This window comes from Amycolatopsis vastitatis (genome assembly GCF_002234595.1).
In the GTDB taxonomy this organism is placed as follows: domain Bacteria; phylum Actinomycetota; class Actinomycetes; order Mycobacteriales; family Pseudonocardiaceae; genus Amycolatopsis; species Amycolatopsis vastitatis.
Map to the genome: position 1 here is coordinate 62978 of NZ_NMUL01000067.1, position 25765 is coordinate 88742.

Consider the following 25765-nt stretch of genomic DNA (forward strand, 5'->3'; position numbering starts at 1 on the left):
CGACGGTCCCGGCGGCGTGAGTAGCGTCGCCGCTCATGACCCAGGGATGGCTGCCGCCCGCCGAGTACTACGCCACGCTGCCCAAGCAGATCGCCAGCGCCGGCGTGATCTTCCGCGACGCCGAGGGCCGCGTTCTGCTCGTCGAGCCCACCTACGGCGCCGAGACCTGGGAGCTCCCCGGTGGCGGACTGGACGAGGGCGAGTCCCCGTGGGCGGGCGCGCGCCGCGAGATCAAGGAAGAGCTCGGGTTCGACCTGTTGCCCGGCCGGCTGCTGGTCGTGGACTGGGTTCCGCCGCAGCCGGACGGCCGTCCCGCCCTGACGAACAACTTGTTCGACGGTGGCATCCTGGGCGAGGACCAGATCGCGTCGCTCCGGCTGGCCGATGGCGAGCTGAAGCGCTCGAAGTTCGCCACCCGCGCCGAGGCTGCAGGAATGCTCCGGCCGCACATGGCACGCCGCGTCGCGGTGTGCCTCGACGTCGTGGACACCGGCCGGACCGCCTACCTCGAGAACGGGTTTGATCCGCTCGGGCCAGGTGACGTCTCCTAGCCGAGCTGCCAAGCGCATGGTCACGTACTGTGCGGCAGCCACCTTTTGTGATGCTCCGTGAAGGGGCCGCCAACAGACCGGCCCACGCCGTCGGCGAATGCTGAGCAAGACGGGTCACCACTGAGCCAAGTCCCAAGAATTGGCAGGTCACACAGCCATCCGCCGCCTACGCTGTCCCACTACCGGCACATCGTCATCAGCGAAGTTGCCGCATGAGGACGACGAGTTCGGCGGGGTCGAGGTCGCACAGCTCGGCCATGCGATACAGCGCGCCCAGTTCCAGCCGAATCTCCTCGCCCGAGCCGGGCTGGCGGAGCCGGTCCTCGGCCCAGCGGCGCAGCGGCTCAAGGTGCGGCTCGACGAGGGCCGCAAGCGAGCGCAGGTTCACCCTGATGTGGCCGGGTTCGTCGACGACGACGCGCTGATGCACTCTCGCGATCAGGTGCTGCGGGAGTTCGTCCATCGCAAGACACAGCTCGACCAGGCGCACCACTGAGCATTGCCGGGAGCCCAGCTCGTACGTGGCCAGGGTCTGCACGGAAATGCCACTTGGCAACTGCCGCTGCAGGTCCTTTCGCGTCCAGCCACACCGACGTCGCAGCATCCGGAGTTCCTCACCGAGGATTCGCTGATAGACGTCGGCATCAACCACGCCGGCCTCGGACCCGAGCACCGGAGCAGTCGATACCTCGCCACCGCCAGGAACTGTGTCCTGAGATGTCGCCTTGTCCGACAAACCGGGTTCCCTCGTCAGCGACACGTGCCGTAACGAGGCCGGCTCCGACAGTACGCTGGGTGCGTGCAGGTTCTCGGTGCCCAGAGCAGCGAAGCCACGCAGTGGGGCGTCCAGCCGTCGGACGCGCTCATGCTCGATTGGCGTCACGACGCGGTCCGTATCGCTGGGACCGCCCCTCGGGCCGCCGTCCAACCGCATAGTGCGCGACGTCCCCCATGCGGGGCCTGCGGCAGTTCAACTGCCTCCGGCACGTAGTCCCCGTTCATGGCGTCCGCCCCTCGAAGCCATGGGCTTGCAGGATGTCCCAGACCTTCCGCTCGGACAGGCCGTGACGCACCGCGAGCGCCGAGACGCTGACACCCGAGCGGTGCTCTTCAGCCATACGTTCACCCGATACCGACACGTGTGCAGCATCGACCAGTTCCCGCACCCAGTTGTCGATCTCGAACGGCGGCGGTGCCTGCGATGTGGCAGCCGAGGGCGCACCGCCGTCGCGATGGCGGAGAATGCGGTTCCCGACGGTGGAGAAACTCATTCCTGCGACCGGCGCGATCATCCTCAACGACCATCCGTCTTTCTGAGCGGCCGTGAACGCCTCGGCCACACGCGCAGTGACCACCTTGTTCGTAGCCTCAACCCAGCGACGCCATCCCTTCTCAAGCTCGGCCAGCCCCAGGATCCGCGCCTGGTGCGGCAACTCGGCCAACACGGCGCTCTGCTCCCGCACGACCGTGCGCATCAGGTCAGCTCCGCGAGCCACTTCTGCCAGCGCCTCGACCACCCCGGGATCAACCCGGACGGACGGGCGTCGCGGCTCCCACGCCGTTTCGTCGGGCACGATAATGCGGTCGTGTTCTGCCGGTGCCACAAATGATGCCTTCCGATTCCATATCGTGACTAGACAACTTCAATGCCGTGAAGGACGCGCTCCATAACTTCGTCGGTTGGGCCACTGACAGCGGGACGCCGCGGGTACGGCGTCGGGTTGCGCGGACGTTTCGGCAAACCGCTCTCAGTGCGTTCGAAGACCGGGAGTTGCGCCCACACCGTCCGGCCTCGACCATCAGGGAACTCGCCCCAGCGTGCGGCCGTCGCATGCAACGCTTCGGCCAGAGAGCAGCTGTCCTCGCTGGTCTTCCGCAGCGCTTCTGGCGTGACACATGCACTGTCCCACACTTCCAGCCCGATGCTCCTGCGCAAGCAGACAAGGCGGATTGTCAGCAGGTCCAGGGTCGGCAGTGCCCACCAGTTGATGATTGACTCGTCGGGACCAGTGGCCGCTACCGCACGGCTGACCATCTCCTCCGCGAGCAACACGGCGTCTCCGATGGCAGTCGGTGTTCGCCAACGCTCCAAGGTGGACACGACAAAGGCCCGAGCTGAACCCACGGCTGTCGGAAGAGCCGCCAGCCTCAAGGAGTCAACCTGCACTGGTCGCTCTGGTACCGCAGCGCCGTCAGGATTCGCCGATCGAAGTGCCGATAGTCTTACTTTCGCTGACGTCGTCATCGACAACACCACCTTCCACTACTTGACCGGACGCGTTGAGCGCACGCTGGCGGATGGTCTCGGCGGCGTCGACCAGGCGATCGGCGAAGCTGACCTGTTCGTCATGACTTAGCCGGTTCTCCAGCAACGCAACCGAAAATTCGGGCGTGTCCCGGCTCAGCTGTTTCAGCTGAAGCAAGATCGTCTCGGTGATGTCCTCCATCAGGAAATCTCCCCGAGTGTGAAGACTTCTGCGGCAGCGTCGAGTTCGAGCCGTGCGAGCATCATGTTCTGCAGCAACATGTTCCGAGCGAGATGTCGCAGTGTCGGGACGAACACGTAGTGCGCATGTACTCGTCGCAGCTCGGCGACGAGCTCATTGAACGCTTCTTGCGAGCCGCACGCGAACTCGTAGAAGAAGGCGACAAAGCAGAAGCCTTTCGCCGCCGCACAGGCTCGAAGGTCCTGTTCGAGAAGCCGGACCTTGTCATCCAAGATATTGCAGGGTACGCGCATGTAGCCATACGCAGGCGGCCCCTGAACGACGAGAGCAGCTTGTGGGCCGACGAGCTGAGTCGGTACGTTCGCGGAGCGGAGGTCATGCCCCGGACTGTGACGCTCCAACAGGCGAGTCATGGTCGAGCCACCTGACCGAACCAGTCCGGCTGTGCCTGCTGGGCAGCCTGAACCTGGTCCTGTGCGCGGGCCGCGAGGTACGTGAGCGCATCGAGGTATACGGCGCGCCGGCGTTCGCCGTGCGAGGTCAGCAGAGCCCACCCCGCCTGGTCAGCACTCCGGCGGGTGACGAGGTAGCCCGCCGACCGCATCACGAAGAACTGGCGTTTCAGTCGATCCTGACTGATCCCGACCGCCTGACACAGGAAGGAAAACCGACGCCATTGCGACGTTTCGAGCAAACACAGCAAGTGGAGCCGAGTGAGGTCCGGCAGAACGCGGTCCTCGGCGCTTTCAAACGTCGCCACACGGGTGGACCCGGATTCCGATTCACCCATCGTTCGTCACCGGCCGAACCGCCCGCAGGTTCACCGGACGGTGATGCGCGACCGCCCGGGCAGCGAAGAGCCACACCTCGACGGTGCGCGTCGCAAGTCCGCTGACCAGCCCGAACGGCGTCCCACTGACATCTTCCGCGCGTGCCACCGGAACACCGGGCCAAAGCCGGGTTCCGCCAGCATCTCGGAGGTCTGACGCGACCATCCGATCACCTCTCCTAGGTCGGGCCGACGGGGTGACGGGCGGGTGTCCCAACAGCCATGCCGACGACACCCGGCGTCCCGGATAGCCACCCCGCCGACACACGCAGCATGACATGCGCAACTGCGTAGATTCAAGTCAACCAGGTGGGCGAAGCTGCGCAATTGCGCACTTGTGAGCCCGCTATGCTCATCCTCATGGCGGCACCTACGCGAGCCCGGAAGCGCCTCGGCGACTTCCTGTACCAGCTGCGCAACCGAGAGAATGTCCAGGTCACCCTGCGCGCGGCAGGAGAAGAGCTGCGTCTGGCAGACAGCTCGATCAGCCGGTTCGAGACCGGCCAGATGTTGCCAGGCTGGCCCGATGTGCAGGCACTTCTGCGGCTCTACGGCGCAAGCGACGAAGACTCTGCAATTGCGTCGCAGCTGTGGGACCAGGCGAAGAACGGACCGAAGCCGGTTCGCCTGCCCTCGGAAGCCCCGCCCGCGTTCCGTCGGCTCGTCAATGAGGAGCGCGAGGCCAAGGGCATCAGGTGCGTCAGCATGACCGTGATCACCGGATACTTCCAGCGTGAGCGGTACGCCCGCGCCGTCGTGGACGCCGGGCGAACCTTCAGCAGGAACGAGGGACGCGTGCCGAGCCGGCTGAGCCGTCAGCAGCTTCTCGCGCCACCTGTCAGTCTGCCGGTACACGCACTGCTCGACGAAGCCGTGCTGACCAGGGCGGTCGGCGGTCCGGACACCATGATCGACCAGCTGAAGCACCTGCTCACGCTCGGCGAGCAGGACAACATCACCATCCAGGTCGTGCCGTTCGGCGCAGGCGCATACGGGACGATGTCCGGAGCCTGCACGATCGTCGACTATCCGGACGACGAGGGCTCCGGCGTCTACCTCGAGTACGCGGCCGGAGGAGCGTGGGTCGAGGCCAAGGCGGATGTAGATTGCTTTACGGCCATGTTCGACGACGTCAGCGGACGCCTCTCGCCTGTCAACGACGAAGAGGAGTCCTGGCCCGCTGCCTTGGACCCGTCCGAGTCAGCGGACCTGATCCGGAGCAAGATAAGGGTGTTTGAAGGTCAATGACAGAGGGACTGATCTGGCGGAAGAGTAGCTATTCAGGAGGCGGGACCACCAACGACTGCGTGGAGGTGGCCTTCGCCCTGTCGGACGAAGCGACCTACATGCGGGACTCCAAGGACCCGGACGGCGGAATGATCAAGCTTCCTGCGGCCGGGTGGACGGGCCTCCTTCAGGCCGTCTCAGAAGGCACGATCGGCCACACCACGCCGAACGGGTAAACGTCTGACGAGAGAAGGAGGACGTCCACAGGGACGTCCTCCTTCTCTCGTTGTGGATCACCACCGACACGCGGTCAGTCATGCAGCGAGGTCTCCACTTTCGCCAGTACATGTCAGCCAACCGGGATGAGACTTCCCTGATGGGATGCGATCGGCCGGACCCGAGTTTCGCGCTTCCAAGAGACTCGGCGACTACTCCCATGACTCCAAGGCGTCACCGACCGACGGTGCGTTCTTCGCCAGCGTGGTGCGCCAGTCCAGGCGACGCAGGTGCTGGAGGTGGCCGATAACGACGATGCGCGAGACGCCGAGCTCGGCGGCGACCTGGTCGACCCACGGCCCACTGATCCGCGCCGGAACACGCGGGGGCCCGTCGGGGAACAGTAGGTCTCCCGCGGCGTCGTCGGCTTGCTTTTCATGTGCGCTGTGGGCCGATTGCGGGTCGTCGATCTCCTCGACGATGTAGTGGTTGGAGTCGACGTGTGCTAGCAGGACGTGCGCGATCTCGTGAAGCAGAGTGAACAGGACCTTGTCGAGGCGCTTGCCGCGGCCGGATAGCCCGATCACGGGGTAGCCGTCGACGTACATCGCTCCGCCGTCGATCTTGGCGCTCGGGAACGCGTCGACGAACACGAGCCGGACGCCGGCTTCCGCAAAACGGCCAGGCAGGTTTGCGAAGTCATCTGAGGCGTGCAGCGTTTTTGACAGGCTGCGGGCCAGGCGCTGAAGTGCCTTGGCGCTGTACGGCTTGGAAGGGGGTTGCAGTCGCGCCTGCCTGCGGACGCATGCGAACCAGGAGCGTTGCAGCACGCTGAGGTCCTCATTCTTGTTAGCGCGCCTGGCGGACACCAGGAATTTGGGCTCGTCCTCAAGGGACTCGAGCTCGAAGAGTTCCTTGACCTCCTTCTCGAGGGCGCCGAGCTCTGTTGCTCGCAGGATGCCGCGCTTGCGGAGCAGCTGAACCGGGGCGTGCTTGCTGATTAGCGCCCGCTTGCGGACATCGTTGAGCTTCGCCTGCGCGCTCACGTTCTTCGCCTGTTCGGCGAGCAGGTACTGGTCCTGCAGGTTCAGCCACATCTCGGCGGTCTGGCCCAGAGCGGCACCGATCTGTGCGGCCGACTCACGCGTGATCTCCTTCTTGCCGTTGATGATCTCGGAGACAAACTGGGTCGGTCGTCCAAGGATCGCGGCGAAGTCTGCCTGGGACCAGTCGCGAGCCTCGAGCTCGTCAGCCAGCCATGTGCCCACCGGCTCGGGGTTGATGGGTGGCGGGTCGGTAGGAACGCTTCTCATCACGGGTTGTCCGTCTCGGGAGGCAAGAGCTCCAACACCACGACGACGTGGCTGCCGGCGCTCTTGAAGGTCAGTCCGATCACGCGCCCCGAGCTCAACGTCGCGCGGGCCTTGGCGGGGTCATCGGCATGGGGCTCGATCCGCAGCAAGCGCATGTTCCGCAGATCGGTGTCGACCTTCGCGGCATGAGCGCCTTGAACGAGGCGTCGGTACTCCTTGACCTCGATGTGGGTCCAACCCTCCGGCTGGAATCCGGCGTCCTTGACGAGACGGCTCAAGGCCTCGTCCAGGTACTCCCGGTCCATGTCTGTTCTCCATCACCCATGGGTTGATGACGTGATCGCGCAGCGCAGACTACCGCGGGCACGGCGGTCACCGTCCGGTTGACACTCGACACGCCGTTCACCTCATCGTCTACTCGACATCACCCCTTAGGTGATGGTCCATATGCTACATTGATCTTAGTCCACGGGAACGCCCGCGGGCGGACGCAGCGGCCACCACCCGGGGAGACCGCCTACCTTGAGGAGTCCGGCATGGCCGCGAGCGCGACCCACACCTCCGTCATCATCTCCTTCAACGGCCAGCAGGCCACCGTGGACTATCAGGGCAACGCCGACATGGAGAGCCTGCTCGCGCACGCCCGCAACGCGTTCGGGGCCAACAACCAGCACACTCTCGGCTTGTACAACGAGGGCGGCACCGAGCTGCAGCCGTACACCAACAGCATCGACAGTTTCGGTATCAAGCCGGGCCAGGTGCTGTACCTCAAGCCGAGCACCGTGAAGGGCGGCACCGAGAGCGTGGTCGTCGGTGAGGCCGAACCGTGCTGACCCTGCCTGAGGCGGTCCTCACCGCGACCTTCGAGCAGTTCCGGAGCTGCGGCAAGGGGCAGCGCGAGTGCGTCGCCTACTGGTGCGCCGAGACGGCCACGCCGGACGTGCTCACGCGCGTCGTTCACCCGGACCACACCGCCGCCGGCGGCGGGTATGAGGTGGACGACGCTTGGGTCATGCGGTTCTTCGTGTCGCTGCACCAGCGGCGGGAGACCGTCCGCGTCCAGATCCACACGCATCCGCGCGGGGCTGGCCACTCCTGGATCGACGACGCGCATGCGCTCGTCCCCGCGGCCGGATTCCTGTCTCTGGTCGTGCCGAACTTCGCCCTCGGCCCCGTCGGCTTCGACGCCACCCACCTGGTCGAGATGACAGCCGACGGCGACTGGGCCGAGCGCAATCCCGAGAAGGTGTTCACCCATGTCTGAGCGCCACCATCTCCGCCAGCGCGCGCAGCTGCACGAGGCACTCGAGCGGACAGCGCTGCTGTTGCGCCTCGACGCCTTCCCCGACCTCGGCGCCGATCGGCACGCGGAGCTCGTCGACGCCCTCCGCACCGTCGGAGTCCGCATCGTGGCCGACCGCGCCAACCTCGCGAGCCCGAACGGACAGACCGCTCTGGTCACGCTGGTCTGCCAGTGCGCGATGCTCGGCCTGCGGATCGACCTCGACGTACCCGACGTCAAGCAACTCGTTCCCCAACCGCCGCTCGACGCGAACCTCCCCCTCGGGTCCGCGCTTGTCGCGTGGACGGAGGCCCTGTTCCCCGGCTGTCTGTGCCGCATTGCCGCACCGCTGCTGACCTTCACAATCGGAGACACCGCGGCAGCGCGCCCGACCGGGCCGGTCGTGCACGTAACGGGCGCGGACGACATCGCCGCGCTCGCTGGCGACCGGACCGGTTCGACCCGGTGACACGGCGCCGGCCCATGGGGTCCGATCGGCGCTGGCGCGGCGGCAGCGGCTGAGGCGATACGCGCCGCGATCCCCACCCTCGCGGCCCAGCTCGGCCAGCCGCTGCCGCACGACATCACCTGGAAGCCGCGGCCGTTCACGCCGCTGCGACTACAGCTGCCGGCCCCCAACGGCCGCCCGGTCGGGCCCGTGGACCTGATCAGCGCCGGCGCGATCACGCATGCAACCCTGTACACCCTGCTACGCGTACCCGACTTCGCCGCCGACCTGCGAGTCATCGACTTCGACATCCTCGGGCGCAGCAACACCAACCGGTACCCGCTGGCGCGCGCTGCGGACCTTCATCGCCCCAAGGTTGACCAGCTCACCGACCTCAAGACCGACGCGGTTCGGATCGGCGGCGTGCGCCTCCGGCTCAACGAGGACACACTCGCAGCCGTCGGCGACCTGGCGCCGCGTGTGCTTGTTGGCGTGGACGACATTCCGACCCGTTGGTTCGTCCAGCGACAGCAGCCCGCCTGGGTCGGCGTCGGCGCGACGTCACACGCGTTCGTCGTGGTCAGCGACCACCGGCCCGGCCGCCCGTGCGCCGGATGCGTCCACCCGCTCGATGATGGCAACCCGCTCGAGGAGATCCCCACGATCGGGTTCGTGTCGCTGTGGGCCGGGCTACTCCTTGCGGGAACGATGCTCGCCGTGGACGCCCGGACCCGCCCTAACACCCGACGGATCGAGGCGCACCGCTCCAGGCCAACGTGTGCTCGAGACGGGGGGACGCGTGCCCGCGTACGTCATCGTGTCCCGGCGGGGATCGCGATCCCGCGGATCGCTGGGAGCCAGGCCTCGTCACGAGGTCGAGGCGTCCGTCTCGTCGTGTGCTTCCCCGATCGGGAACGATCCGGGGACCTCCGCCTGCGGCTCGTCTGGGTACATGACAGCCGACACTGCGGCATCGTAGGCATCGTCGAGTCCGGTTCCACTGGTGTCGAGGATGCTTTCCCAGTCGAATCCCATGGGCGGAACCCTATCCGCACCTCAGGTTCGCCCGGGTCCAGCATGCGTTCCTCCGGCGTACGGCTCCCTGAGCGGGCTTGCCTCAGCTGCCAAGCCCGTTGAGGAACGCGGCGAAGTTCGCCACGGCATCGCCGACCAGCTCACCACGACTCACCACGCCATCAGCGTCGTCAACCTCAACGGCTTTGACCGTCACATCCAGGGCGTTGATCACCGAGCCCGGATCGTCGTGAAGGCGCCGGCGCTCTCGACCGGGACCTCAGCCAGCCTGGCAGTCTCCATGACAGCCTCGGTCGCGAGCGCCGCCCATTGTGCAATGTCGGTGATCCGGCCGCCCGTGACCGCCTGCCGCAGGCTCGCCAGCGCCTGTTCCGTCGCGAACTGCGCGGTAAGCAGAGCCATCCCCTTCTTCAGCAGCCGCTCGGAAGCGGCAGGCCGGTCTGGTGTCGACATGCGCGGAGGGTACCGACCACCACCGACAGCGTCGCCGCACGAGGCCGACACAAGCGCGGCTGCCTCTGTTCGGTCAGGAGGCGGCTGCGTCGTGTCGAGCGACGCGTCCGAGATGAGCCCGAACGAGACCCTCATGAGTCCTGATGGGCCGAGGTCGCCAGGTGGACGACATGGGGCCAAAGCCTCGTACTGGTTCGATGCTGGGCTTCTCCAGGTCTTCCGCAGGTCTGCAACGAGACCCGGCCTTCAACGTGGACTGTCCGAGGTCTTGTTCTGGGCCGGGTAGCGTCATCCGAAGGGCTGCAACTGGGCCATGATCAGCCAAAGGACTGAACGAGGTCTCCGGCTGGTGCGTTGCCGGTCCGTTCATCAACATTGAACGACAAAGACTTGGGCTCACACGGCAAATCCGGCCGCAGACGAGTGACGGCGCGGTTCACCGATCGCCGGCCAGCCAAGAAGGCTGGAACGAAGGGGGCTCGTCACGATGTGGAGCAAAGGGGACTCGAACCCTGCCCCCTCACTGTCGGCAGACCCCACGACGACGAGAGTCCGGCCGGCCGCACATGGCGCGTGGCCGACCGGACTCGTCTCGCTGACTTACAGGTTGTTCGTGCCGGTGGCCCAGACCGGGGCGCTGCCCTTGTAGATCACTACGTTGCCGTCATCCTGCACCCACAGCGTGCATTGGTTGCCGCAGACGCCAGAGGTATTCGAGGCCCAAGCCGGGTTCGTGTTGTTGGAGCCGATGTAGACGACCAGATTGCCGTCGTGCTGCCAGACCGCGTACCTGGCGCCGAAATGGTAGCCGCTCAGCCAGGACAGCGCGGCACTGTTGTCGTGCCGGACTGCCAGCTCGACGGTGGCAGGGTCCTCCTGGACCAAGCTGAGCACGTTGCGGCCGTTGGGCGAGGTCTGGTTGTAGATGCTGCTGTTGTTCTGCCAGACAAAACCGACGGGGACCTGGTGGCCCGACGGGCCGCTTGCCGACGCCGGTGCGGCCAGCGCGATCAAGGCGACGCAGGTTCCCACGATCGCGGTGAAGATCGTTCGGGCGTACGACCGTTTGGTCGTCGATGACATGTTGCTCTCCCTCGAAGTAGACAGATTGATGAAATCGCGATCGACTGCAGTGCTCCCACAATCCATTCGACTGTGGTCGAAGGGTTTCAGCGAAGGTCCCCTCGCCGGCCCGTGACTGACGCACCCCGACAGCCCTCATCCGTGTGAACATCGGTGCCTCCGCCACCCGGCGACACATCTCCATCCAGACATCGGCCCCCAGTGAGGTAACGGCGGTTCGGCGTCTTCGTTGTCCTCCCCGGACTCAGAACGCCGAACCGCCCTACCAGCGCGCCGGATCCCTCGGCTCCCCTTCACCGCCGGAACGACGGCAGCCACAACTGGACCATGGAGGTCACGGTCGAGGAGCGAATCCTGGACAAAGCTGGACGCCGGAGTTCGCTACCGGCGCCGGGGTGGCAACAGCCCAAGGACCGCGTCTGCCCGCTCGGCACCGAGCCGGCACGCCGCTTGCTGGTGAATGGCCCGCGCCTGTCCGGCACCGTCCCGTGCGGCTGCAATGTCGCCGCGTTCGAAGTCGACGACCGCCGCAGCGAGCAGGCTGTCGGCCAGGATCAACCTGTGTCCGGTCTCCTCGCTGATGGCCCGCGCGCGGGCGGCCGCGGCGTAGGCGTCGTCGAGGGCCTTCCGGTGCCGGTGGATCGCGGACAGGGCGACCAGTGCGTCACCGCATCCACGAGGGTGGGTCGCTTCGGTGGACAGGGCCAGCGCCGATTCGAGTTCGGCGCGGGCTGCGTCGAACTGACCGGCTTCGAGCATGACCGTGCCGATGACGTGGTGCGCGGAGGCCTGGGTCCGGAGCATGCCCAGCCGGACAGCCTTGGCCAGCGCATCGCGGGCAGCCCGCAGTGCATTGTCGTCCTCGCCCAGGTCGCGTAGCGCTCCTGCCAGGTTGGCGAGAACGCTCGCCTCGTCCGCGTGGTCGCCGGTCGATCGGCACAGGTCGAGACCGGTCTGATAGTGCTGGACAGCACGTTCCAGCTCGCCGAGCGCTTGGCTCGACCGCCCTGCGTGGCTTTCGGCGAGTTGCAGTCCGGCGGCGTAGCCCTGCCGAGTCGCCGTGTCGATCGCCTGCGTGTGCAGTGCGTAGGCATCGCGGAGATCGCCCAGTTCCCAGAGCACGTCGCCCAGCATGACGAGGTGCGTGACGGAGGCGACACCGTCGTCCCTCAGCTCGAGGTCGAGGGCTTGCCGGTAGTGCCCGGCCGCGTCGCGGAGCCGGCCAATCGAGAGCGACGTGCGTCCCAGCTCGCTGAGGACGAGCTTCAGAAGGTGCGGCGCGTTCAGCTCGTCGGCGAGCTTCACCGCCTCATCGAGGTAGCGAAACGCTTGCACATGGTCTGTTCGGCTCCAGTACGCGTTGCCGAGCACTCGCAGGCAGAGCACCTGCTCGGCCTCGCTTCCGGCTGCGCGCGCCGCGGCGAGCGAAGCCTCGCTGACCGGGATCCACTCCGCCGAGCGGCGGCGTTCGAATTCATGGTGCAAGGTGAGGCACAGCTGAGTCGCCAGAGCGTCGTGGCCCGCTTCCGCGGCCTGCCGGGTCAGCGTCGTCAATGTGGTGAATTCGAGGTCGAGCCAGGCGAGTGCTTCTTCGGCGGTCGAGAACGGTGATTCGTCGAGGCGGACGCTCGCGTACTCGTCCCGATACGACCGCGGATCCCGAAGCTGCGCCGCTTCGGTGGCCGTCCCGGCGTAGTGCGCAATCAGCCGTTGCAGAGCCCGGCTCCGCTGGATTTCGTCCTCGTCTTCCAGGCATCGAGCCCTGGCCCATGCGTGCAGGAGGGCGTGCTGGCCGTACCGTGCCGGCGTCCGTTCGATGACGAGGTGCATGTCCAGCAAGGTGTGCATGACCGGCACCAAGGATTCTGGCTCCAGCTCGGCCGCGCGGGCGAGCGCCGGAAATGCGATTCCGTCGTCCGGGAACAGGCCGAAGAGCCGGAACACCCGTTGCGCTTCGGGCTTCAACGCCCGATACGACAGTGAGATGGCCGTCTGCACCGCGGTCTCGCGGCCGACGGCCGCGTCGAGAATCACAAGAGGGCCTGCAGAACGAAGCTCGCCGACAATGGTGGAAAGCGGCGTGGCCGGCCGGACGCGGACGATCGCCGCGGCGATCCGCAGCGCGAGCGGCAGTCGTCCGCAGACCTCGGCCAGCTCGACGGCCGCCGCTTGATCGGCATCGACCCGATCCGGGCCGGCGGTGCGTCGGACCAGCGCGACGGCGTCGTCCGCTTCGAGCGGCCTCAGTTCGCGCGACTCGGCACCTTCCCGGGCGATCAGCCCGACCAGCCTGGTGCGGCTGGTGATCAAGACGGCGCAGTCCGGGGCGCCGGGCAGCAACGGACGGACCTGCTCGGCGCTGCCGGCGTCGTCTAGCACGATCAGCACGCGCCGTCCAGCGACCGCCGATCGGAAGCACGCCGCGAGCTGGTCAACTTCTGTGGGCATGTCACGTTTGCGCGTTCCCAGGGCCCGCAAGAACCCGGTCAGAACGTCCGCCGGATCGGCCGGGCAGGCATCGGCGAACCCTCGCAGGTTGCCGAACAACTGGCCATCGGGGAAGAGCGGCGCGGCCCGGTGCGCCCAGCGGATCGCTACCGTCGTCTTGCCAACTCCGGGCATTCCCGTGAGCAACGCAACCCTGCTCTCCGGTGAGCCGGTCAGCAGTCGGTCGAGTGCGGCGAGGTCCTGCTCGCGCCCCACGAAACCGCCGACGTCCAGGGGTAGTTGGCGGGGAATCAGCGGAACTCCGGTCGGATCGGCCGCCTGTTTCTCCGAGTGAAGGTGAGCGGCTACCCGAAACCAGGCGTCATTCCAGCTGCCCCACTCCGCGCGCGGAACCCCCAGCGCGATCACGATCCTGTCGAACACGTCGGACGGCGGGTGAATCTTGCCGGAGACGTACGCGTGCACGGTCGAGCGGGGCACATCGACCAAGCTGGCAAGATCGGTCAGGCTGACCCGGGCCTTTCCGGTACCCCGCGCCGCCAGCCGACGCATCAGGTCGACCTCGTGCACAAAACTGGCGACATCGGCGACCCGGGCGGGATCCGGCCCGCCGACATCCCTGCCCATTTGCCCCGCGCCCTTCTGCCCCGTCTGTCCTTCGGCCTGATCCAACCGCACAAGCAGCCCGCTCGCGACAGCCGCCCAGCTGCGGAGAACGGTCCGTGGTCCTGTCCCACAGGGCTACCGATCCGCCACCACGATGATGTCAGTGGCGCGTTGCGGTCCGTCGCCGTACATCGAACGACGGACTCAGCTCATGTGACAAATCCGGCCGCGGAGCAGGGGTGGCGGGCTCACCGATCGCGCTCAAGGTCCTGCCTGGCGGCCGGTCGGACCGCATCAACTACCAGGAGCCGCTTCCGCCCGAGGCCAAGTCAGCGCGAACACCGCTCCGACGACGCCGGTCGCTGCGCCGTCGCCGGCCACCTCCGCCGTCGCCGCGCCCGGGGTCGTGGAGGTCGACGGCCACCTCACGCCGCAGCAGGCCGCGCTGAAGGCGGTGATGTCCTCCCCCGCCGGTCGCGCGCAGGTCGAGAAGGCGCTCGGAACCATCACGACGGTGAAGATCGACCTGCCAGAGACCGGGCGGCAGCGGTTCGGGGTCGGCGCCCGGGCGCCAGCGGACGTCCGGCTGCCGACGTGGGACCCGTCGGCGTAGTACAGCGCGCCGTCGATGACGGCCAGCGCGCCGCGCGTCAGCTCGTCGGTCCGGGGCAGCGACGCGACCTCGCCAGTGGTGACGTCCAGCAGATGCGGCCGGTCCCACGACCGGCGCCCGACGTGGTGCTCGACCCCGGCCAGGAACCGCCCGTCGGCACTGCGCGCACCGGGTGGGACCCGAGGTCAACCGGCAACCGCTCGATGGTGCCGTCCCACCCCACCAGCATCCCCGGGCCACCCGACGTCGCCACGGCGATCCCCACCGGCGTCTCGTGCGCACGGCAGCGGTACTGGTCCGGGACACGGCCGAGCACGACCGGCTCGCCCGCCCGCCACACGATGACCTCACCGTTGCCACCGATGACCCCGGCCCGCGGCGGCGCTCCCGGAACCGTGGCCGGATTCTCCGACCGCGACGGCACCACCACCGACACCGGCAGCGACACCGGCTCCGGCTGCCGCCGCGGTAGCGCCACGATGCCCTCGCCGATCTGCTGCACGGGGCGGTCCGACACGGCGTAGGCGAGCAAGCCGGGAACCTCGCCCGGCGCGACGAGCAGCCGCTCGGCGAGGCCGCCGACCGGCGCGGGGTTACCCCACGCGGCGACACTGGTGAGGTCCGCCGCGGCCCACGTGTACCGGGCACTGGCCGCCGCCCGCTCCACCTGCGCGACAAGACCTTCCGGCAGCGCGACGCGGTCCGCCGCGAGCGGCGGGTGTTCGGCGAGCCGGTACCCATCGCCGTCCGCGACGAGCACGCCGGCGGCGACCAGCAACGCAACCGCGTCCCGGTGGGACACCGGGACCTCGACACCGAGTTGCGCGCAGATCGCCGCGTCCGGCGGATCACCGCGCAAAGGCTCGTCGAGCCAGGACTCCGGCCGGGGCGGGCCGTACCCGGCGGCGGCCCACGCGGCCGACATCACGGGATATCCGAGCACCTGCCGCCACCCCGGATCGGCCCCGAAGAGCGCCTGCCGGGTCCGCCGGACCCAGCGGGGCAAGCCGGGGTCGTCGGACGGCCAGAACTGCACCAGCCAGACGTCGCCCTCCTCCCCCGCCGCGGCCGCGCTGCGAGCGACCCGCACGCAGAACAACCCACGCCGGCCCAGCTCCAGCGTCCCGTCGTACTCGCCGCCGGTGAGCAGCCCGAGAGCGAGCCGGCCACTGCGGCTGTGGAACGGCGACCCGACCACGTCCTCCCAGTCGTCGACGACAACCGACGGCTGCGCGTCGTGAGCCTCGAGCCGCACCGACTGGAACGGGTCGCCGGCATGACCGTGCACCCACCCGTCCCCCGCCGTCGCGACCGTCCCGGACAGACCATCGGTCGCCAGCTCGCCCAGCAGCTCGTTCTCCAGCGGCTCCAACCCGTCCGCGTCGTAACGGTCGCGGACCACCAAAGTCCCGTACTCCGGCAGATATTCGTCGTCTTCCAAGAACCCCAGCAACGTCACCCACGACCGTAGCGAGCTCGACAGGGTTCTCGCCGTTCAGCTCGCGACCAACACCAGCGGCCACCCAGTCCCCCGACGGCGGCAGCACGTCGGCGATCGCGCCGCACGCTTCGGGACCCACGTCCATGGCGCCGGGTGATCGGACCTGCTCGGACCAGCCACGAAGAGGTCCGCTACGACGGCCTGATCATCGCCGCCGGCGTCGAACCCCGCCGGATGCCCGACGCGCCGCACGGCCATCCGCGGGTCGTCGTCCCGACCTGTCCGACACAACCGCCCTCCAGCGCGCGTTCACGGCCGGTGTACGTGCCGCGGTTCGCGACGATGGGCCGATACTGCCCGTCGAGCAGGCTGGAGTTGTCGTGCCCCAGCTCGGTCGGCAACCACAGCGCGGCGACTGGCGCGGATTCAGGCTCGTTTTCGGGTTGACTGGCCTGTGAACCGGCGCCGAGCCCAGATGTTGTACGCCGCGCTGCCGGTAATTTCCGTACCGAAACTCGATCAGTACCTGGCCTCCTCAAGGTCTCACCCTGAGCGCAATGGCGTCATTTCGACGACCGCATCCGGATTGGCGATGCGCTGGCCTAATCGAGGTCTCTGAGTCATCACCGAACGCGGGGCGGGTTCAGTGTGGCGCGTATCGCAGCCACCTTTGCCTCCTCGGCCGGCTCAAACCCAGCTGCCTTCAGCGCTTCAAGTAACGCTGGCTGGACTGGTTCTAGGGGCTGGTGTAGCGGCACCAACACCGTGACCGTATCCCCGAGGCCGAATCGGCCACCGGGCGGAACTTTTAGGATGGGTTTTGTCAGCGTGGCATGGCTCGCACCTGGAGCATGAGCGACAGTCCAGCCGGCCGCCGTGGCGACAGCCAAGAGCTGCGCGTACGTAAGAGGTGTCTCCGAAGGCAGCTCTTTTGAGGTCGCGGCGGGTTGAATTGTGATCGCAACCGCACGCGAATCGAGAGTCAGCATTGAATCCAGCTTCGCCTCGAGGCCTTCCTTGCCGACCTTCAGCTCGCCAGCACGCGGGACCACCGCACCCGCGATACCGCATCCAACCCCGAGAACCAACATTGTGATGGTCTCCGCCTCCGGCTTGCTCCCCAGAACCCCATGCCACGTAGCTTAAAGTTGATCAGGCTGTGCGGGCGAGAGTCCGTGCAGCCTGATCGTGGGTGGGCCGGTATGGCGGGTGCTGGCGGGTTCGGTGCGTTTCTTGACGCGGTAGGCGTTGTGACGTAAGCGTTTCACCGCCCGTGGGCAGGTGCGGTGCCGTCGCGGCGGGATCGGCCTGCCGGCGATGTCGGCCAGGACGGCGGGCAGGGCTCTCAGCCCAGTCCTGAGGGGGGGAAACCCCGCCGTGCCGGTGGCGCTACGGCGGGCGATGCGCAGGACACGGCTGTAGCTGATCCGGTCCGGGTCGAGGTCGGCGGCTTCGGCGGCGCGGGCGATCAGGACGCTGAGGGCGTAGTGGACGGTCAGCCAGGCCCAGATTCCTGGTACACAGCTCCGGCAGCCGGGACCGCAGGATTTTGCCTGGTCCGCGGAGGTGGGTTTTGAGCTGGTCGTTGGCGGTTTCCTCCTCCCACCTTTGGTGGTAGGCGGCGGCGAGCTCGTCGGCGGCCGCGTCGGCGGGATCGGTGATCGTGGACAGCAGCACGATCAGCTCCCCGGTGCCGTTGCCCTCACGGTCGGGGACGTCGTATTCCACGACCCGGACCAGGTGCGCCTCATCAGGGTGGATGTCCTGTCCGGCTTCGGCGGCGGCGAGGATCCGCCGCCGGCGACCTGCACCCCGGACCTTTGGGCTGATCAGGACCGTCAGGTAGGTCCCATCAGGCAGCACCCGGGCGACGGGCAGGGTGAGCTGGGTCGGTGCCCGCCACAACAACCCGGCCCCGGTCGCGGCGGCGAGATCCCACGCGGCCCAGCTGTAGAAACCACGATCAGCGGTCAGCAGCTCCTCCGGGCGCAGACGTGGGTAGAGCCGCTGCGCCAGGGTTTTCTCCCCGGTCGCGTAGGCCCCGACCTCGGCGGCGAGGAACGCGTGGGTGCCGCACTCGGCCAGGGCGACCACCCGCGCTTTCGGGAACGCCGAGCGGTGTTCACCCGATCCGGTATACCCGAACTCGGCCACGTTGGCCGGGGTGTCGGCCAGATCGGCCTCGAACCCGTCGATCGCCACCAGCCGCCACCGCCGCAACCACGCACCCCGGGTATCCGAGGTCGCGACCGCCTGGGCCACGCCCTCGAACACCTCGCTCAGCACCGCAGGCCCCAGCCGTTTACGGGCCTGGGTGATCCCGCTGGCCGTCGGGACCGTCCAGGACGCGTTCCAGCACCCGAACCACGACAACGACCCGGTGACCTTGGCCGCGACCTCCTCATAGTCATCGCCAGTTAACAAGCACATCGCCATGGTCAGATAGGCCACCACATGCGGGGGCAGTTTCCCGTCCGAGCGTTTCGCCGCGACCCCGCCGGCAGCGACCGCGGTGTCGATCACGTCCCGGTCCACCGCGGTGATCAGCACACCCAGCGACACCTGATCCGGGCTGGCCGTCACACCTGAGCTCATGGCAGACGATCAGAGCAGCCCGGCCGGGACAAGCCTCGCCGCCACGCCGGGAACCCCACCCCCAAGCAAGATCAACTTAAGCTACGTGGCATTGGGTTTAGACCGTCAGGCGCGCTAAACCGTCTGGAACCAGACGAACACCGATCGGGTGTTGGGCGGGCAGTGCCCGACCGACGTACCGTTACCGGTCACGACGGTGCCTGCAACGTCCCGGTCCGACTGGCCGATTGTGCAGTTGAGCACGATCTGCCAACGCTGCCCGGCCGGTCGGCCCGTGCAGGTCATGTCCCTGGTCGGCACCGGGGTGTCGTTCGTGACGGTGCAGTCGTCCGGATACATGGCATTCGCTTGGGCCGTCGGGGCGACCGGACCGGCCAGGATGAACGCGGCCGCCCCAGCGGCCGCCGAAAGCGTTGCCAAACGCATCATGCGAGCGATTCCCATGATTCGCACGCTACGCTGCCGATGATCGCACGCATATCCACCGAATGCCGCCAAGGATTCCCGCTAATGGCGCCGCAACGGCCACGATTACCGATATTTTCGAGTCATTGACGCGACTACAGTAGCTGGTCAGCGGTGGAATGGGATCACTCCATCGGGCGCGGCGATCGGCATGGCCGGTGTCAAGCGACAGCTGAGCTGGCCGGAGACAAGGCGTTGACCAGCGGCAGGCCAGATAGCCTGACGCGCCCGGCGAACGTCGGCGTCAAACTATCTGCCCTTTTCCGCGAACTCGCCATGCGTCCATCCGGTTAGGCGCCGGAGCCCTCGCACCTGGAGCGGCGACGGTCCCGCGGCCGTCGTCGACGCCCTCGAGGAGCGGATCGACCTCCAGGGGCTTCCGGCTCGGCGGCCAGCCCGAGTGGACAAGGCGCGGGACCACATCGCCCGGTGCAACGACCTGGACGCGGCTACCAGCAGGTGCACGGCACCGCGATGGTCGACGATCGTCAGCACGACGCCGAGGTCGCCGCCTCGCGGGCCTGGTCCATGGCGGCGGAGAGCATGATGCCCCTGGCGAACTTCGTCCACGTCGCGGAGGTCGGTCGGCGCATCCATCTGGGCCAGTACTCAGGTCCGCGCTGGTCGAGCGCACCGCTCGACCGGTCATGCCCCTGGTCGTCCACTTTTGTCCAGTCGCGGCTACTTCACCAGGTCGGCACCCGCTCCCCCGCCGAAAACATCCCCCACGACCTGCGGGTAGCCGAGGGCGAGCGCAAGCACTGCAACCAGAATTCCGCCGAGGATGACGATGAGCCGCAACGGGGGTTCTTCCAGCAGATGACCTTGCCAGTCGCGGCGACGAACAGCGTGAGCACACACCAGACGACTACGACCTTCAGCACTGCCATGTCCATGGGGGTCCCTTTGTTGGCGCTCTCCGAATTTGGCTCTGGCGCGGGTTTCGTGGTCCGGTGACTCGGAGTGAGCTTCGTTGAGTCAGGCCAGGATGACTCGTTTGCGGAGGAGGTCGAGCTTCGCGCGGCCGTACATCTGACGCTTGATGGCCTTGATCCGGTTAACGTTTCCCTCGACCTTGCCGGAGCTGTAAGGCAGGGTGAGTCCGGCGGTGACGGCGGCGTGGTCTCGGCGGATCCCGATGGCGAATGAGTGCAGTTCAGGCTGGTCGTCGGATTCTACAGTGGACAGCCAGGAATCGAGGTGTTCGCCTTCCCGCTTGACCATCATGGTGGCGAATGCCTTGACGTGCTCCGTGAGGCGGTCCAGGTGTGGACAGCGGGACCGGATGTCGGCGAGTTGACGCTGCTCGTCGGCGTCGAGATCGTCGGGGCGGCGCAGCAGCCAGCCGGTGACTTGGCGGACCTTGGGCATGGCCGGTGGTGCCGGCGGTGGGGTGAGCATCTCGCGGAAAGGGTGCAGGTAGCGACGGACGGTCTGCTCGCTGCCCGCGTATCTCTGAGCGGAGATCTCTTTGGTGAGTTGGGCGGCGTCGGTGACGCCCTCGGCCCAGCGCTGGTGCAGGTAGGGCTTGAACGGGTCCAGGAGGTTGCTGCGGCCGACCGCCTTGCCGAGCAACTCGTCAACCGTGGCGGCGGAGGCGAACCGCCGGACGGTCTTGCGATCCAAAGAGAGGATCCGGCAGATCGCCGACAAGGATTCGCCCTGGCGCCGCAGGTCTTGGATCGCGGCATAGCGTTCCCGGGTGCGGGTCACCAACCGCGACTCCGCGGGCTCGGTCACGGTGAGGGCCGGGTCGCCCTCGGCCGCGTCGGCCGGCGGTGTGCTGTCGTCGAGCGGCTCGGGCTTGAAGCAGCCACGGTGGCGCGCCACGGCTTTCTCCACGTGGTCGCCCAGGTTGCGCCACAGGTGGAACCTATCGGCCACCTGGATGGCGTCCGGAGCGCCGGTTTTCGCGCCTTCGGCGTAGGCACCGGCACGGTCGCGGCAAATCACCGCCGCCCCGGGGTGGTCTCGCAACCAGTGAGCCAGGGGCTCGGCTTCACGACCGTCCAGGACATCGATCGCCTTGCCCGTGCTGATATCGACCAAGACGGTGCCGTACACGTGTCCTCTCCGTAGAGCGAAGTCGTCGACGCCGAGCACTGTCGGTGCTTTCGTGAGCTGCGGCTCCGGCAGCGCACGAACCAACCGCAGCAGTGTCGTCCGGTCTACCTTGGTACCCAGGTGTGCGGCCAGTCGTGCCCCGGCACGTCCGGCCAGAGCTAGTAGCGTGTCGCTGCTTACTTGTGGCGCCTGTGGCTGCCACGCTGTTGTCCGGCAGGTCGCTTTCCCTGCCGGACAAGGACTGTTGCCAGGGCCTCACTGATGAAGCGGCCGGTCACGTTGTCGGCGCGGGATCGTGAAGAGCTGATCCGGCTGACCACCACGGGTGTGCATCCGGCATCGACGATCAGGCGGGCACGGGTGCTGCTCGCGCTGGACACCTCGGCGGGCGAACCCGATCCGAAGGAAGTCATCGCGGCCCGGCTCGGAGTCTCGGGCGAGATGCTGCGACTGGTCTCCAAGCGATTCGCTGAAACCGGCGGCGATGTCCTGGCCACAATCGGGCGCAAGAAGCGCGACCTTCCACCGGTGCCGTCCCCGGTGACCGGCGAGGTCGAGGCCCGGCTGATCGCCCTGGCGTGCTCGCAGCCGCCGGCCGGGCATGCCCGATGGTCGTTGCGGTTGCTGGAAAAGCATGTCGAACTCACGGAGGACATCCCGAGCCTGGACCACTCGACCATCGGCCGGGTTTTGAAAAAACGGAACTGCGTCCTCATCTGAGGAAGTGCTGGAACATCCCGCCGCGGGCAAACGCGGAGTTCGCCGCCCGCATGGAGGACGTGCTCGCGGTCTACGCCCGGCCGCATGACCCCGCCCGTCCGGTCGTGTGCATGGACGAGAAGCCCTTCCAGTTGCTCGGTCAGGTCCGCGACCCGCTGCCAGCCCGCCCGGGCCGCGATGCCCGCGAGGACAGTGAGTACGTCCGGTGCGGCACCTGCTCGATCTTCGTGTGGGCCGAGCCCCTGCGCGGGTGGCGCCGTGTCCATGCCCTGGCCCAGCGCACCAAGATCGACTGGGCCGGGCAGGTCAGGCAACTGCTGACCGTGGACTATCCCGACGCCGAGACCGTGGTGCTGGTGATGGACAACCTCAACACCCACGGCATCGCCTCGCTGTATGAGGCCTTCGCACCCGACGAGGCCTTCGCCCTGGCACAGCGCCTGGAGATCCACCACACACCCAAACACGGGTCCTGGCTCAACATCGCCGAGATCGAACTCTCCGCCCTGTCGCGGCAATGTCTCGACCGCCGCATCAGCGACCTCGACACGCTCAACACCGAACTCGCCGCCTGGCAACACGCCATCAACACCGAACAACGTCAAGTCCGCTGGCAGTTCACCACCGATGACGCGCGCGTCAAACTCCGCCACCTATATCCCAAGAATTAGCAGCGACACTCTACTAGTGCTTTATCAAGCAACGTTGGGTAGGTAATCGGGGCGGCGGATCTTGGAGTTGACGGCGAAGCGGCGTTTGGGGTGGCAGTGGCGGTTGCGCCAACGGAGGTAGCCAGCGATGGCGGCTTCCTGGGCGGCGTGGCTGGGATAGTCGCTGCCGTCGAGAGTGAAGTAGCGGACCGCGGTGAACTCGCACTCGATCCAGTTCAACCACGAGGCGTTGGTCGGTGTGTAGACCAGCTCGATGTCGTTGGCCGCGCACCACGCGGTGACCTCGGCCTTAGCGTGAGGTCCGTAATTGTCGCAGACCAGGTAGAGCTTCCCGGCCGGGAAGCGGCGGCGCAGCTGCTTGCAGAAGTCGAGGAACTGCGGCCAGCGTTTGCGGTCACGGAACCGGTAGAACATCTGACAAGAGGCCAGGTCGAGCGCGTCGAACATGTGCCGAATGCCTTTGGTGCGGGTGTAGGTCGCGCGCAGCCGGGCCGGGCAACCTCGGGGGAACCAGCCCCGACCGGGACGGGGCTACAGATTCAGCGGCCCGAACTCATCCACACAGATCACCCGCCCATCAGCGGGCGGATGATCGTAGAGGTCCAGGATGCGGGTCTTCTTGGCCACGAAGTCCGGGTCATTGCTGGCCTTCCAGGTCTTCGTCGCCTGCCAGGACACACCCGCCGTGCGCAGGATCTGCCGGACGGTCTCGGTGCTCACCACCAGCCGCGCATGCTCGGCGAGATACTCGACCAGCTTGGTCAGGCTCCAGGTCGTCAACGGCAACCCCAGCTCAGTCGGCTTGCAGGCGGCGATGCGGCAGATCTGCTCCCGGGCGGCGGCCCGAACTTACGAGGCCGGCCGCCCCTCCATTTTGGGGACAACGCCGCGAACCCGGAATCGTTGAACGCGTGGATCACCTCCCGCACATAGCCCTCGGTCGCCGCGAACATTGCCGCGATCTCACCTGCGGACCGGCCCTGCGACGAGGCCAGCACAATCCCGGAACGCCGCAACCGCACCCGGTCCTTCGCCGACCTGGTGATCTTGACCAGCCGCTGAGCCTCTTCGGGCTCCAACGACCGCGCGAACACCTCAGGCGTACGTGCCATGACTCACCTCCACCGGCCAGCCTCGCGGTCACCAGCCCAGATGTCCACGCGACACGATTACAACGCCTTTCCTTGACGAGGCACTAGCCCGACCTGCGCCAATGTGGCGAGCAACGGGACCGACCGGCGGCGATGCCGTCGGGACAGACCCTCCACCTGCTCCACGAATGTCGCCGCCGCGCAGGCGGCGTTGTGGCAGTAGAAGCGACGCACGGTCAACACGATCGTCACCGGCTGTCCGCCGACCGGCTCGTCAGACACGCGTCGCACGTAGCGGCTGTGCACCCGCTCGGACCACACCGTGCACACCCGGCACGGTTGGCCCGTCGCACTGGACCGCGCGAAAACCGTCACACCCTCATGCGCAACCTCCGCCCGGTCAACAACCAGCCCACCAAGACGCGGCAGCAACGCTTCAAGATCAACAAGGCACTGGCGACATGATCACCGGCCACGCTCACCGCCCGTCACCGGACCACGAAACCCGCGCCAGAGCCACTTTCAGGGAGCGCCGTCACCTTCCCTGAGCTTGAGCAGGCACAGCCCGCATTCACAGCTGCAGCAGTCCAGGAGTGCGCAGGTTTTCGTAGTGGCGACGTGCTGGCGGGCCACCTTCCGGGGGCGGGGCGTGGCTGCATGGCGAGGCACTGTTTGTCCGTGACACTGGTGCCATGACCCAAGAACGCAGTGACGAGCAGGCCGCCTTCGCGATCGTGGAACGCGTCTTGGGCGTGCAGGTCGAACCCTACGACCTCGGCGGTCGACAGAACGCCGTGGACGGGGTACTGCACTTCCCCGACGGGCGCACCGGCGCCCTGACGATCTCCGCGCTCGGACCTCAGCCCGAAGCCGCGATCACCGGTGTGCTCGCCGATGGGGCGAAGAGCCGCTACACAGTCGGATGGCTTGCGCAACACCTGGATCGTCACGGTGCCGCGCGACTTCCCGCCGAAGGACCTCAAGGGCATCGACGCGCTGCTGCTGGCGTGCGAGGAACGCGGCACGACCTCACTCGAGCAGTTGTACGGGGCCGTCCTACTCGAGCAATTCGGCTCTGCGGTGGCCACCGCCGTCGATGCCGGGAGTCTCGGCGGACGTCGCACGAACAGCACCGGACGGCCGCCTGAGGTCTAGGTGTTGGCCGGCGGCATCGGTGGAGTCGCCAACGGCGGCGAGCTCCTCCTGCCCAGTGAGCTCGCCGCACACCTGGAGTCGAGGGCGATGCGATCGAAGCTGACCAAGCTTGGCAAGGACGACCATGACGACCGGCACCTGTTCTTGTGAGTGCAGCTCTCGGCGTTCACCTACGCGGTGATAGACAATCTGTCCTTCGGTGGCCCGCTCCGAGCGAGCCGCCGGACCTGCCCGGCGGGCTGAGTCAGTTGCGGCTGGCGGGCGGCTACAGCGCGGCGGGGTTGTGCGGGCCATCCAAGGCGACCGTTGGGTCCGTGTTCACCCCTTCAGCAATTCCCCTGGAAGTACCCCGAGCCCGGCGAGCTGAGCATGAGCCTCGGTCAGTGCAGCGGCACCAACGGGGGTTGCAGATCCTGCACAGCCGGTACTGACGGCCGCCCTGGCTGCAGGTGCGAGCCGCGCGCCACCGGGGGCGGGCTGCTGTGGCGTCTGCAAAGCGGCCGCGCCCACGGCATCCCATCAGCGCGGGCGCGGCAGGTCCAGAGAGACCAGGTCCGACAACACCGAGATGGCACTCTGCTGGGAGCTGCGACCACGAGCTTCTCCGAAGTCGGCTCGGGCGCTGCCGCCGCGGTGCTCTTCCTCAACGAGGCATGGCGACTCTACGTGCCGCGCTGCACAGCGCCGTAAGACCGCGAACCCGGCTGCACGTCACACACAGGTAGGCGATGTGTATGACCAGGTCAACTAGGTAATACCGCAGTCGGTGATCGGCAAATCCCAGTACGGCGAGTCCGCGGCCGCCGGCGTCCTCGCGCTCCGGCACTTGATCCGGCTGGCCGCCAAGCGCGTGGTGAGGAGATTGCCCTTCACCTATCACCTCGCCTGCGAACACGAGCGGCTCTGTCCGGAACCCGAGCAAGGTGAAGCGAACTCACAGCCTGATCACCACCCTCCCTCCAGACGGACAGGCCGTGGTAGACGAGCCCGGGCAGCCCGTGGCAAGCTGACA

General features: G+C 67.3%; 31 protein-coding genes and 2 pseudogenes. 13 read left to right on the forward strand and 20 right to left on the reverse strand.

The features are described from left to right. The first annotated feature begins 35 nt into the window (after window positions 1–35). Entirely contained in the window at window positions 36–551 is a 516-nt protein-coding gene (locus CF165_RS44755) for an NUDIX domain-containing protein (protein WP_093953678.1), read from the forward strand. A 196-nt stretch (window positions 552–747) separates the two neighbouring features. Here CF165_RS44755 and CF165_RS44760 read toward each other — a convergent pair whose 3' ends face one another. The 6 genes from CF165_RS44760 to CF165_RS44780 form a co-directional block, all read right to left on the reverse strand. Continuing rightward, complete coding sequence (locus tag CF165_RS44760; RefSeq protein ID WP_093953679.1) at window positions 748–1224, reverse strand: helix-turn-helix domain-containing protein; 477 nt, start codon at window positions 1222–1224, stop codon at window positions 748–750. 325 nt (window positions 1225–1549) lie between these two features. Next, window positions 1550–2068 (reverse strand): hypothetical protein, encoded by a 519-nt coding sequence (locus CF165_RS44765; RefSeq protein WP_240522096.1) that lies wholly within the window; start codon window positions 2066–2068, stop codon window positions 1550–1552. Window positions 2069–2184: 116 nt separating this feature from the next. Continuing rightward, window positions 2185–2604 carry a hypothetical protein gene (locus CF165_RS50750; protein ID WP_143268836.1) on the reverse strand — a complete coding sequence of 140 codons (420 nt, stop codon included), beginning with the start codon at window positions 2602–2604 and terminating at the stop codon, window positions 2185–2187. Window positions 2605–2743: 139 nt separating this feature from the next. After that, complete coding sequence (locus tag CF165_RS44770; protein WP_093953680.1) at window positions 2744–2998, reverse strand: hypothetical protein; 255 nt, start codon at window positions 2996–2998, stop codon at window positions 2744–2746. Beyond that, entirely contained in the window at window positions 2998–3270 is a 273-nt protein-coding gene (locus CF165_RS44775; RefSeq protein ID WP_205661178.1) for a hypothetical protein, read from the reverse strand. Before CF165_RS44775 ends, CF165_RS44770 begins: the two co-directional genes overlap by 1 nt. Before the next feature lie 137 nt (window positions 3271–3407). Further along, window positions 3408–3788 carry a transcriptional regulator gene (locus tag CF165_RS44780; RefSeq protein ID WP_093953681.1) on the reverse strand — a complete coding sequence of 127 codons (381 nt, stop codon included), beginning with the start codon at window positions 3786–3788 and terminating at the stop codon, window positions 3408–3410. 399 nt (window positions 3789–4187) lie between these two features. Between CF165_RS44780 and CF165_RS44785 the strand changes: the two genes are divergently transcribed. Then, complete coding sequence (locus tag CF165_RS44785; protein WP_158226925.1) at window positions 4188–5075, forward strand: helix-turn-helix domain-containing protein; 888 nt, start codon at window positions 4188–4190, stop codon at window positions 5073–5075. Then, window positions 5072–5290 (forward strand): DUF397 domain-containing protein, encoded by a 219-nt coding sequence (locus tag CF165_RS44790; protein ID WP_093953683.1) that lies wholly within the window; start codon window positions 5072–5074, stop codon window positions 5288–5290. Before CF165_RS44785 ends, CF165_RS44790 begins: the two co-directional genes overlap by 4 nt. A gap of 192 nt (window positions 5291–5482) precedes the next feature. On the opposite strand, the gene CF165_RS44795 is transcribed toward CF165_RS44790, so the two are convergent. Continuing rightward, window positions 5483–6538 carry an ImmA/IrrE family metallo-endopeptidase gene (locus tag CF165_RS44795; protein ID WP_205661179.1) on the reverse strand — a complete coding sequence of 352 codons (1056 nt, stop codon included), beginning with the start codon at window positions 6536–6538 and terminating at the stop codon, window positions 5483–5485. 44 nt (window positions 6539–6582) lie between these two features. Next, window positions 6583–6888 (reverse strand): hypothetical protein, encoded by a 306-nt coding sequence (locus tag CF165_RS44800; protein WP_093953684.1) that lies wholly within the window; start codon window positions 6886–6888, stop codon window positions 6583–6585. A gap of 231 nt (window positions 6889–7119) precedes the next feature. On the opposite strand from CF165_RS44800, the gene CF165_RS44805 reads away from it, so the two are divergent. The 4 genes from CF165_RS44805 to CF165_RS51505 all read left to right on the forward strand — a co-directional run bounded on the left by CF165_RS44805 (window position 7120) and on the right by CF165_RS51505 (window position 9450). Beyond that, window positions 7120–7416, forward strand: coding sequence for a hypothetical protein (locus CF165_RS44805; RefSeq protein ID WP_093953685.1), 297 nt, complete (start codon window positions 7120–7122; stop codon window positions 7414–7416). Continuing rightward, the gene (locus CF165_RS44810; RefSeq protein ID WP_093953687.1) at window positions 7410–7847 is read left to right on the forward strand and encodes a Mov34/MPN/PAD-1 family protein; all 438 of its coding nucleotides are present in this window, start codon (window positions 7410–7412) and stop codon (window positions 7845–7847) included. Before CF165_RS44805 ends, CF165_RS44810 begins: the two co-directional genes overlap by 7 nt. Further along, window positions 7840–8334: a hypothetical protein gene (locus CF165_RS44815; RefSeq protein WP_093953688.1), complete on the forward strand. Its 495-nt coding sequence runs from the start codon at window positions 7840–7842 to the stop codon at window positions 8332–8334. The genes CF165_RS44810 and CF165_RS44815 overlap by 8 nt, the downstream gene beginning before the upstream one ends. A 189-nt stretch (window positions 8335–8523) precedes the next feature. Next, window positions 8524–9450 (forward strand): ThiF family adenylyltransferase, encoded by a 927-nt coding sequence (locus tag CF165_RS51505; RefSeq protein WP_093953689.1) that lies wholly within the window; start codon window positions 8524–8526, stop codon window positions 9448–9450. Here CF165_RS51505 and CF165_RS53580 read toward each other — a convergent pair. From CF165_RS53580 to CF165_RS44835, 4 genes are all read right to left on the reverse strand, one after another. After that, window positions 9431–9562, reverse strand: coding sequence for a hypothetical protein (locus tag CF165_RS53580; RefSeq protein ID WP_276209771.1), 132 nt, complete (start codon window positions 9560–9562; stop codon window positions 9431–9433). The two genes, CF165_RS51505 and CF165_RS53580, sit on opposite strands and share 20 nt — an antisense overlap. Continuing rightward, window positions 9559–9801, reverse strand: coding sequence for a hypothetical protein (locus CF165_RS50760; protein WP_143268837.1), 243 nt, complete (start codon window positions 9799–9801; stop codon window positions 9559–9561). Before CF165_RS50760 ends, CF165_RS53580 begins: the two co-directional genes overlap by 4 nt. Before the next feature lie 600 nt (window positions 9802–10401). Then, window positions 10402–10884 carry a hypothetical protein gene (locus CF165_RS44830; RefSeq protein ID WP_093953691.1) on the reverse strand — a complete coding sequence of 161 codons (483 nt, stop codon included), beginning with the start codon at window positions 10882–10884 and terminating at the stop codon, window positions 10402–10404. Between the two features lie 381 nt (window positions 10885–11265). Next, window positions 11266–14004, reverse strand: coding sequence for an ATP-binding protein (locus tag CF165_RS44835; protein WP_240522097.1), 2739 nt, complete (start codon window positions 14002–14004; stop codon window positions 11266–11268). Window positions 14005–14344: 340 nt separating this feature from the next. On the opposite strand from CF165_RS44835, the gene CF165_RS44840 reads away from it, so the two are divergent. Further along, window positions 14345–14551 (forward strand): hypothetical protein, encoded by a 207-nt coding sequence (locus CF165_RS44840; RefSeq protein WP_093953694.1) that lies wholly within the window; start codon window positions 14345–14347, stop codon window positions 14549–14551. Between the two features lie 37 nt (window positions 14552–14588). On the opposite strand, the gene CF165_RS44845 is transcribed toward CF165_RS44840, so the two are convergent. The 3 genes and pseudogenes from CF165_RS44845 to CF165_RS44855 all read right to left on the reverse strand — a co-directional run bounded on the left by CF165_RS44845 (window position 14589) and on the right by CF165_RS44855 (window position 19031). Further along, window positions 14589–16010 (reverse strand): hypothetical protein, encoded by a 1422-nt coding sequence (locus CF165_RS44845; protein WP_093953696.1) that lies wholly within the window; start codon window positions 16008–16010, stop codon window positions 14589–14591. A gap of 1343 nt (window positions 16011–17353) precedes the next feature. Beyond that, window positions 17354–18587 (reverse strand): annotated as a pseudogene (locus tag CF165_RS44850) (IS4 family transposase); the annotation flags it as partial. Between the two features lie 114 nt (window positions 18588–18701). Then, complete coding sequence (locus CF165_RS44855) at window positions 18702–19031, reverse strand: hypothetical protein (protein WP_143268838.1); 330 nt, start codon at window positions 19029–19031, stop codon at window positions 18702–18704. Window positions 19032–19526: 495 nt separating this feature from the next. Between CF165_RS44855 and CF165_RS44860 the strand changes: the two genes are divergently transcribed. Then, on the forward strand, window positions 19527–20009 hold the full coding sequence (locus tag CF165_RS44860; protein WP_143268839.1) for a hypothetical protein: 483 nt from the start codon (window positions 19527–19529) through the stop codon (window positions 20007–20009). 21 nt (window positions 20010–20030) lie between these two features. Here the strand turns inward: CF165_RS44860 and CF165_RS44865 are convergent. After that, a pseudogene (locus CF165_RS44865) lies at window positions 20031–21278 on the reverse strand (ISL3 family transposase); the annotation flags it as partial. 99 nt (window positions 21279–21377) lie between these two features. Between CF165_RS44865 and CF165_RS52255 the strand changes: the two are divergent. Further along, entirely contained in the window at window positions 21378–21836 is a 459-nt protein-coding gene (locus CF165_RS52255) for a helix-turn-helix domain-containing protein (RefSeq protein ID WP_093953701.1), read from the forward strand. Continuing rightward, complete coding sequence (locus CF165_RS50770) at window positions 21725–22507, forward strand: IS630 family transposase (RefSeq protein WP_205661180.1); 783 nt, start codon at window positions 21725–21727, stop codon at window positions 22505–22507. The genes CF165_RS52255 and CF165_RS50770 overlap by 112 nt, the downstream gene beginning before the upstream one ends. Window positions 22508–22531: 24 nt before the next feature. Here CF165_RS50770 and CF165_RS53135 read toward each other — a convergent pair whose 3' ends face one another. Genes CF165_RS53135 through CF165_RS54155 form a run of 4 tightly spaced genes read right to left on the reverse strand, consistent with a single transcriptional unit; the run spans window position 22532 to window position 23973 of the window. Further along, window positions 22532–22993, reverse strand: coding sequence for a transposase (locus CF165_RS53135; protein ID WP_240522101.1), 462 nt, complete (start codon window positions 22991–22993; stop codon window positions 22532–22534). Between the two features lie 45 nt (window positions 22994–23038). Beyond that, window positions 23039–23287, reverse strand: coding sequence for a winged helix-turn-helix domain-containing protein (locus CF165_RS53140; RefSeq protein ID WP_240522098.1), 249 nt, complete (start codon window positions 23285–23287; stop codon window positions 23039–23041). Further along, window positions 23284–23619, reverse strand: coding sequence for a helix-turn-helix domain-containing protein (locus CF165_RS53725; protein ID WP_338023694.1), 336 nt, complete (start codon window positions 23617–23619; stop codon window positions 23284–23286). Before CF165_RS53725 ends, CF165_RS53140 begins: the two co-directional genes overlap by 4 nt. A 57-nt stretch (window positions 23620–23676) precedes the next feature. Then, window positions 23677–23973 (reverse strand): transposase family protein, encoded by a 297-nt coding sequence (locus tag CF165_RS54155; RefSeq protein ID WP_439098551.1) that lies wholly within the window; start codon window positions 23971–23973, stop codon window positions 23677–23679. A gap of 552 nt (window positions 23974–24525) precedes the next feature. Between CF165_RS54155 and CF165_RS44895 the strand changes: the two genes are divergently transcribed. After that, entirely contained in the window at window positions 24526–24753 is a 228-nt protein-coding gene (locus CF165_RS44895; protein WP_093953704.1) for a hypothetical protein, read from the forward strand. A 3-nt stretch (window positions 24754–24756) separates the two neighbouring features. After that, window positions 24757–24903, forward strand: coding sequence for a hypothetical protein (locus CF165_RS51510; protein ID WP_158226927.1), 147 nt, complete (start codon window positions 24757–24759; stop codon window positions 24901–24903). Window positions 24904–25765: the final 862 nt, after the last annotated feature.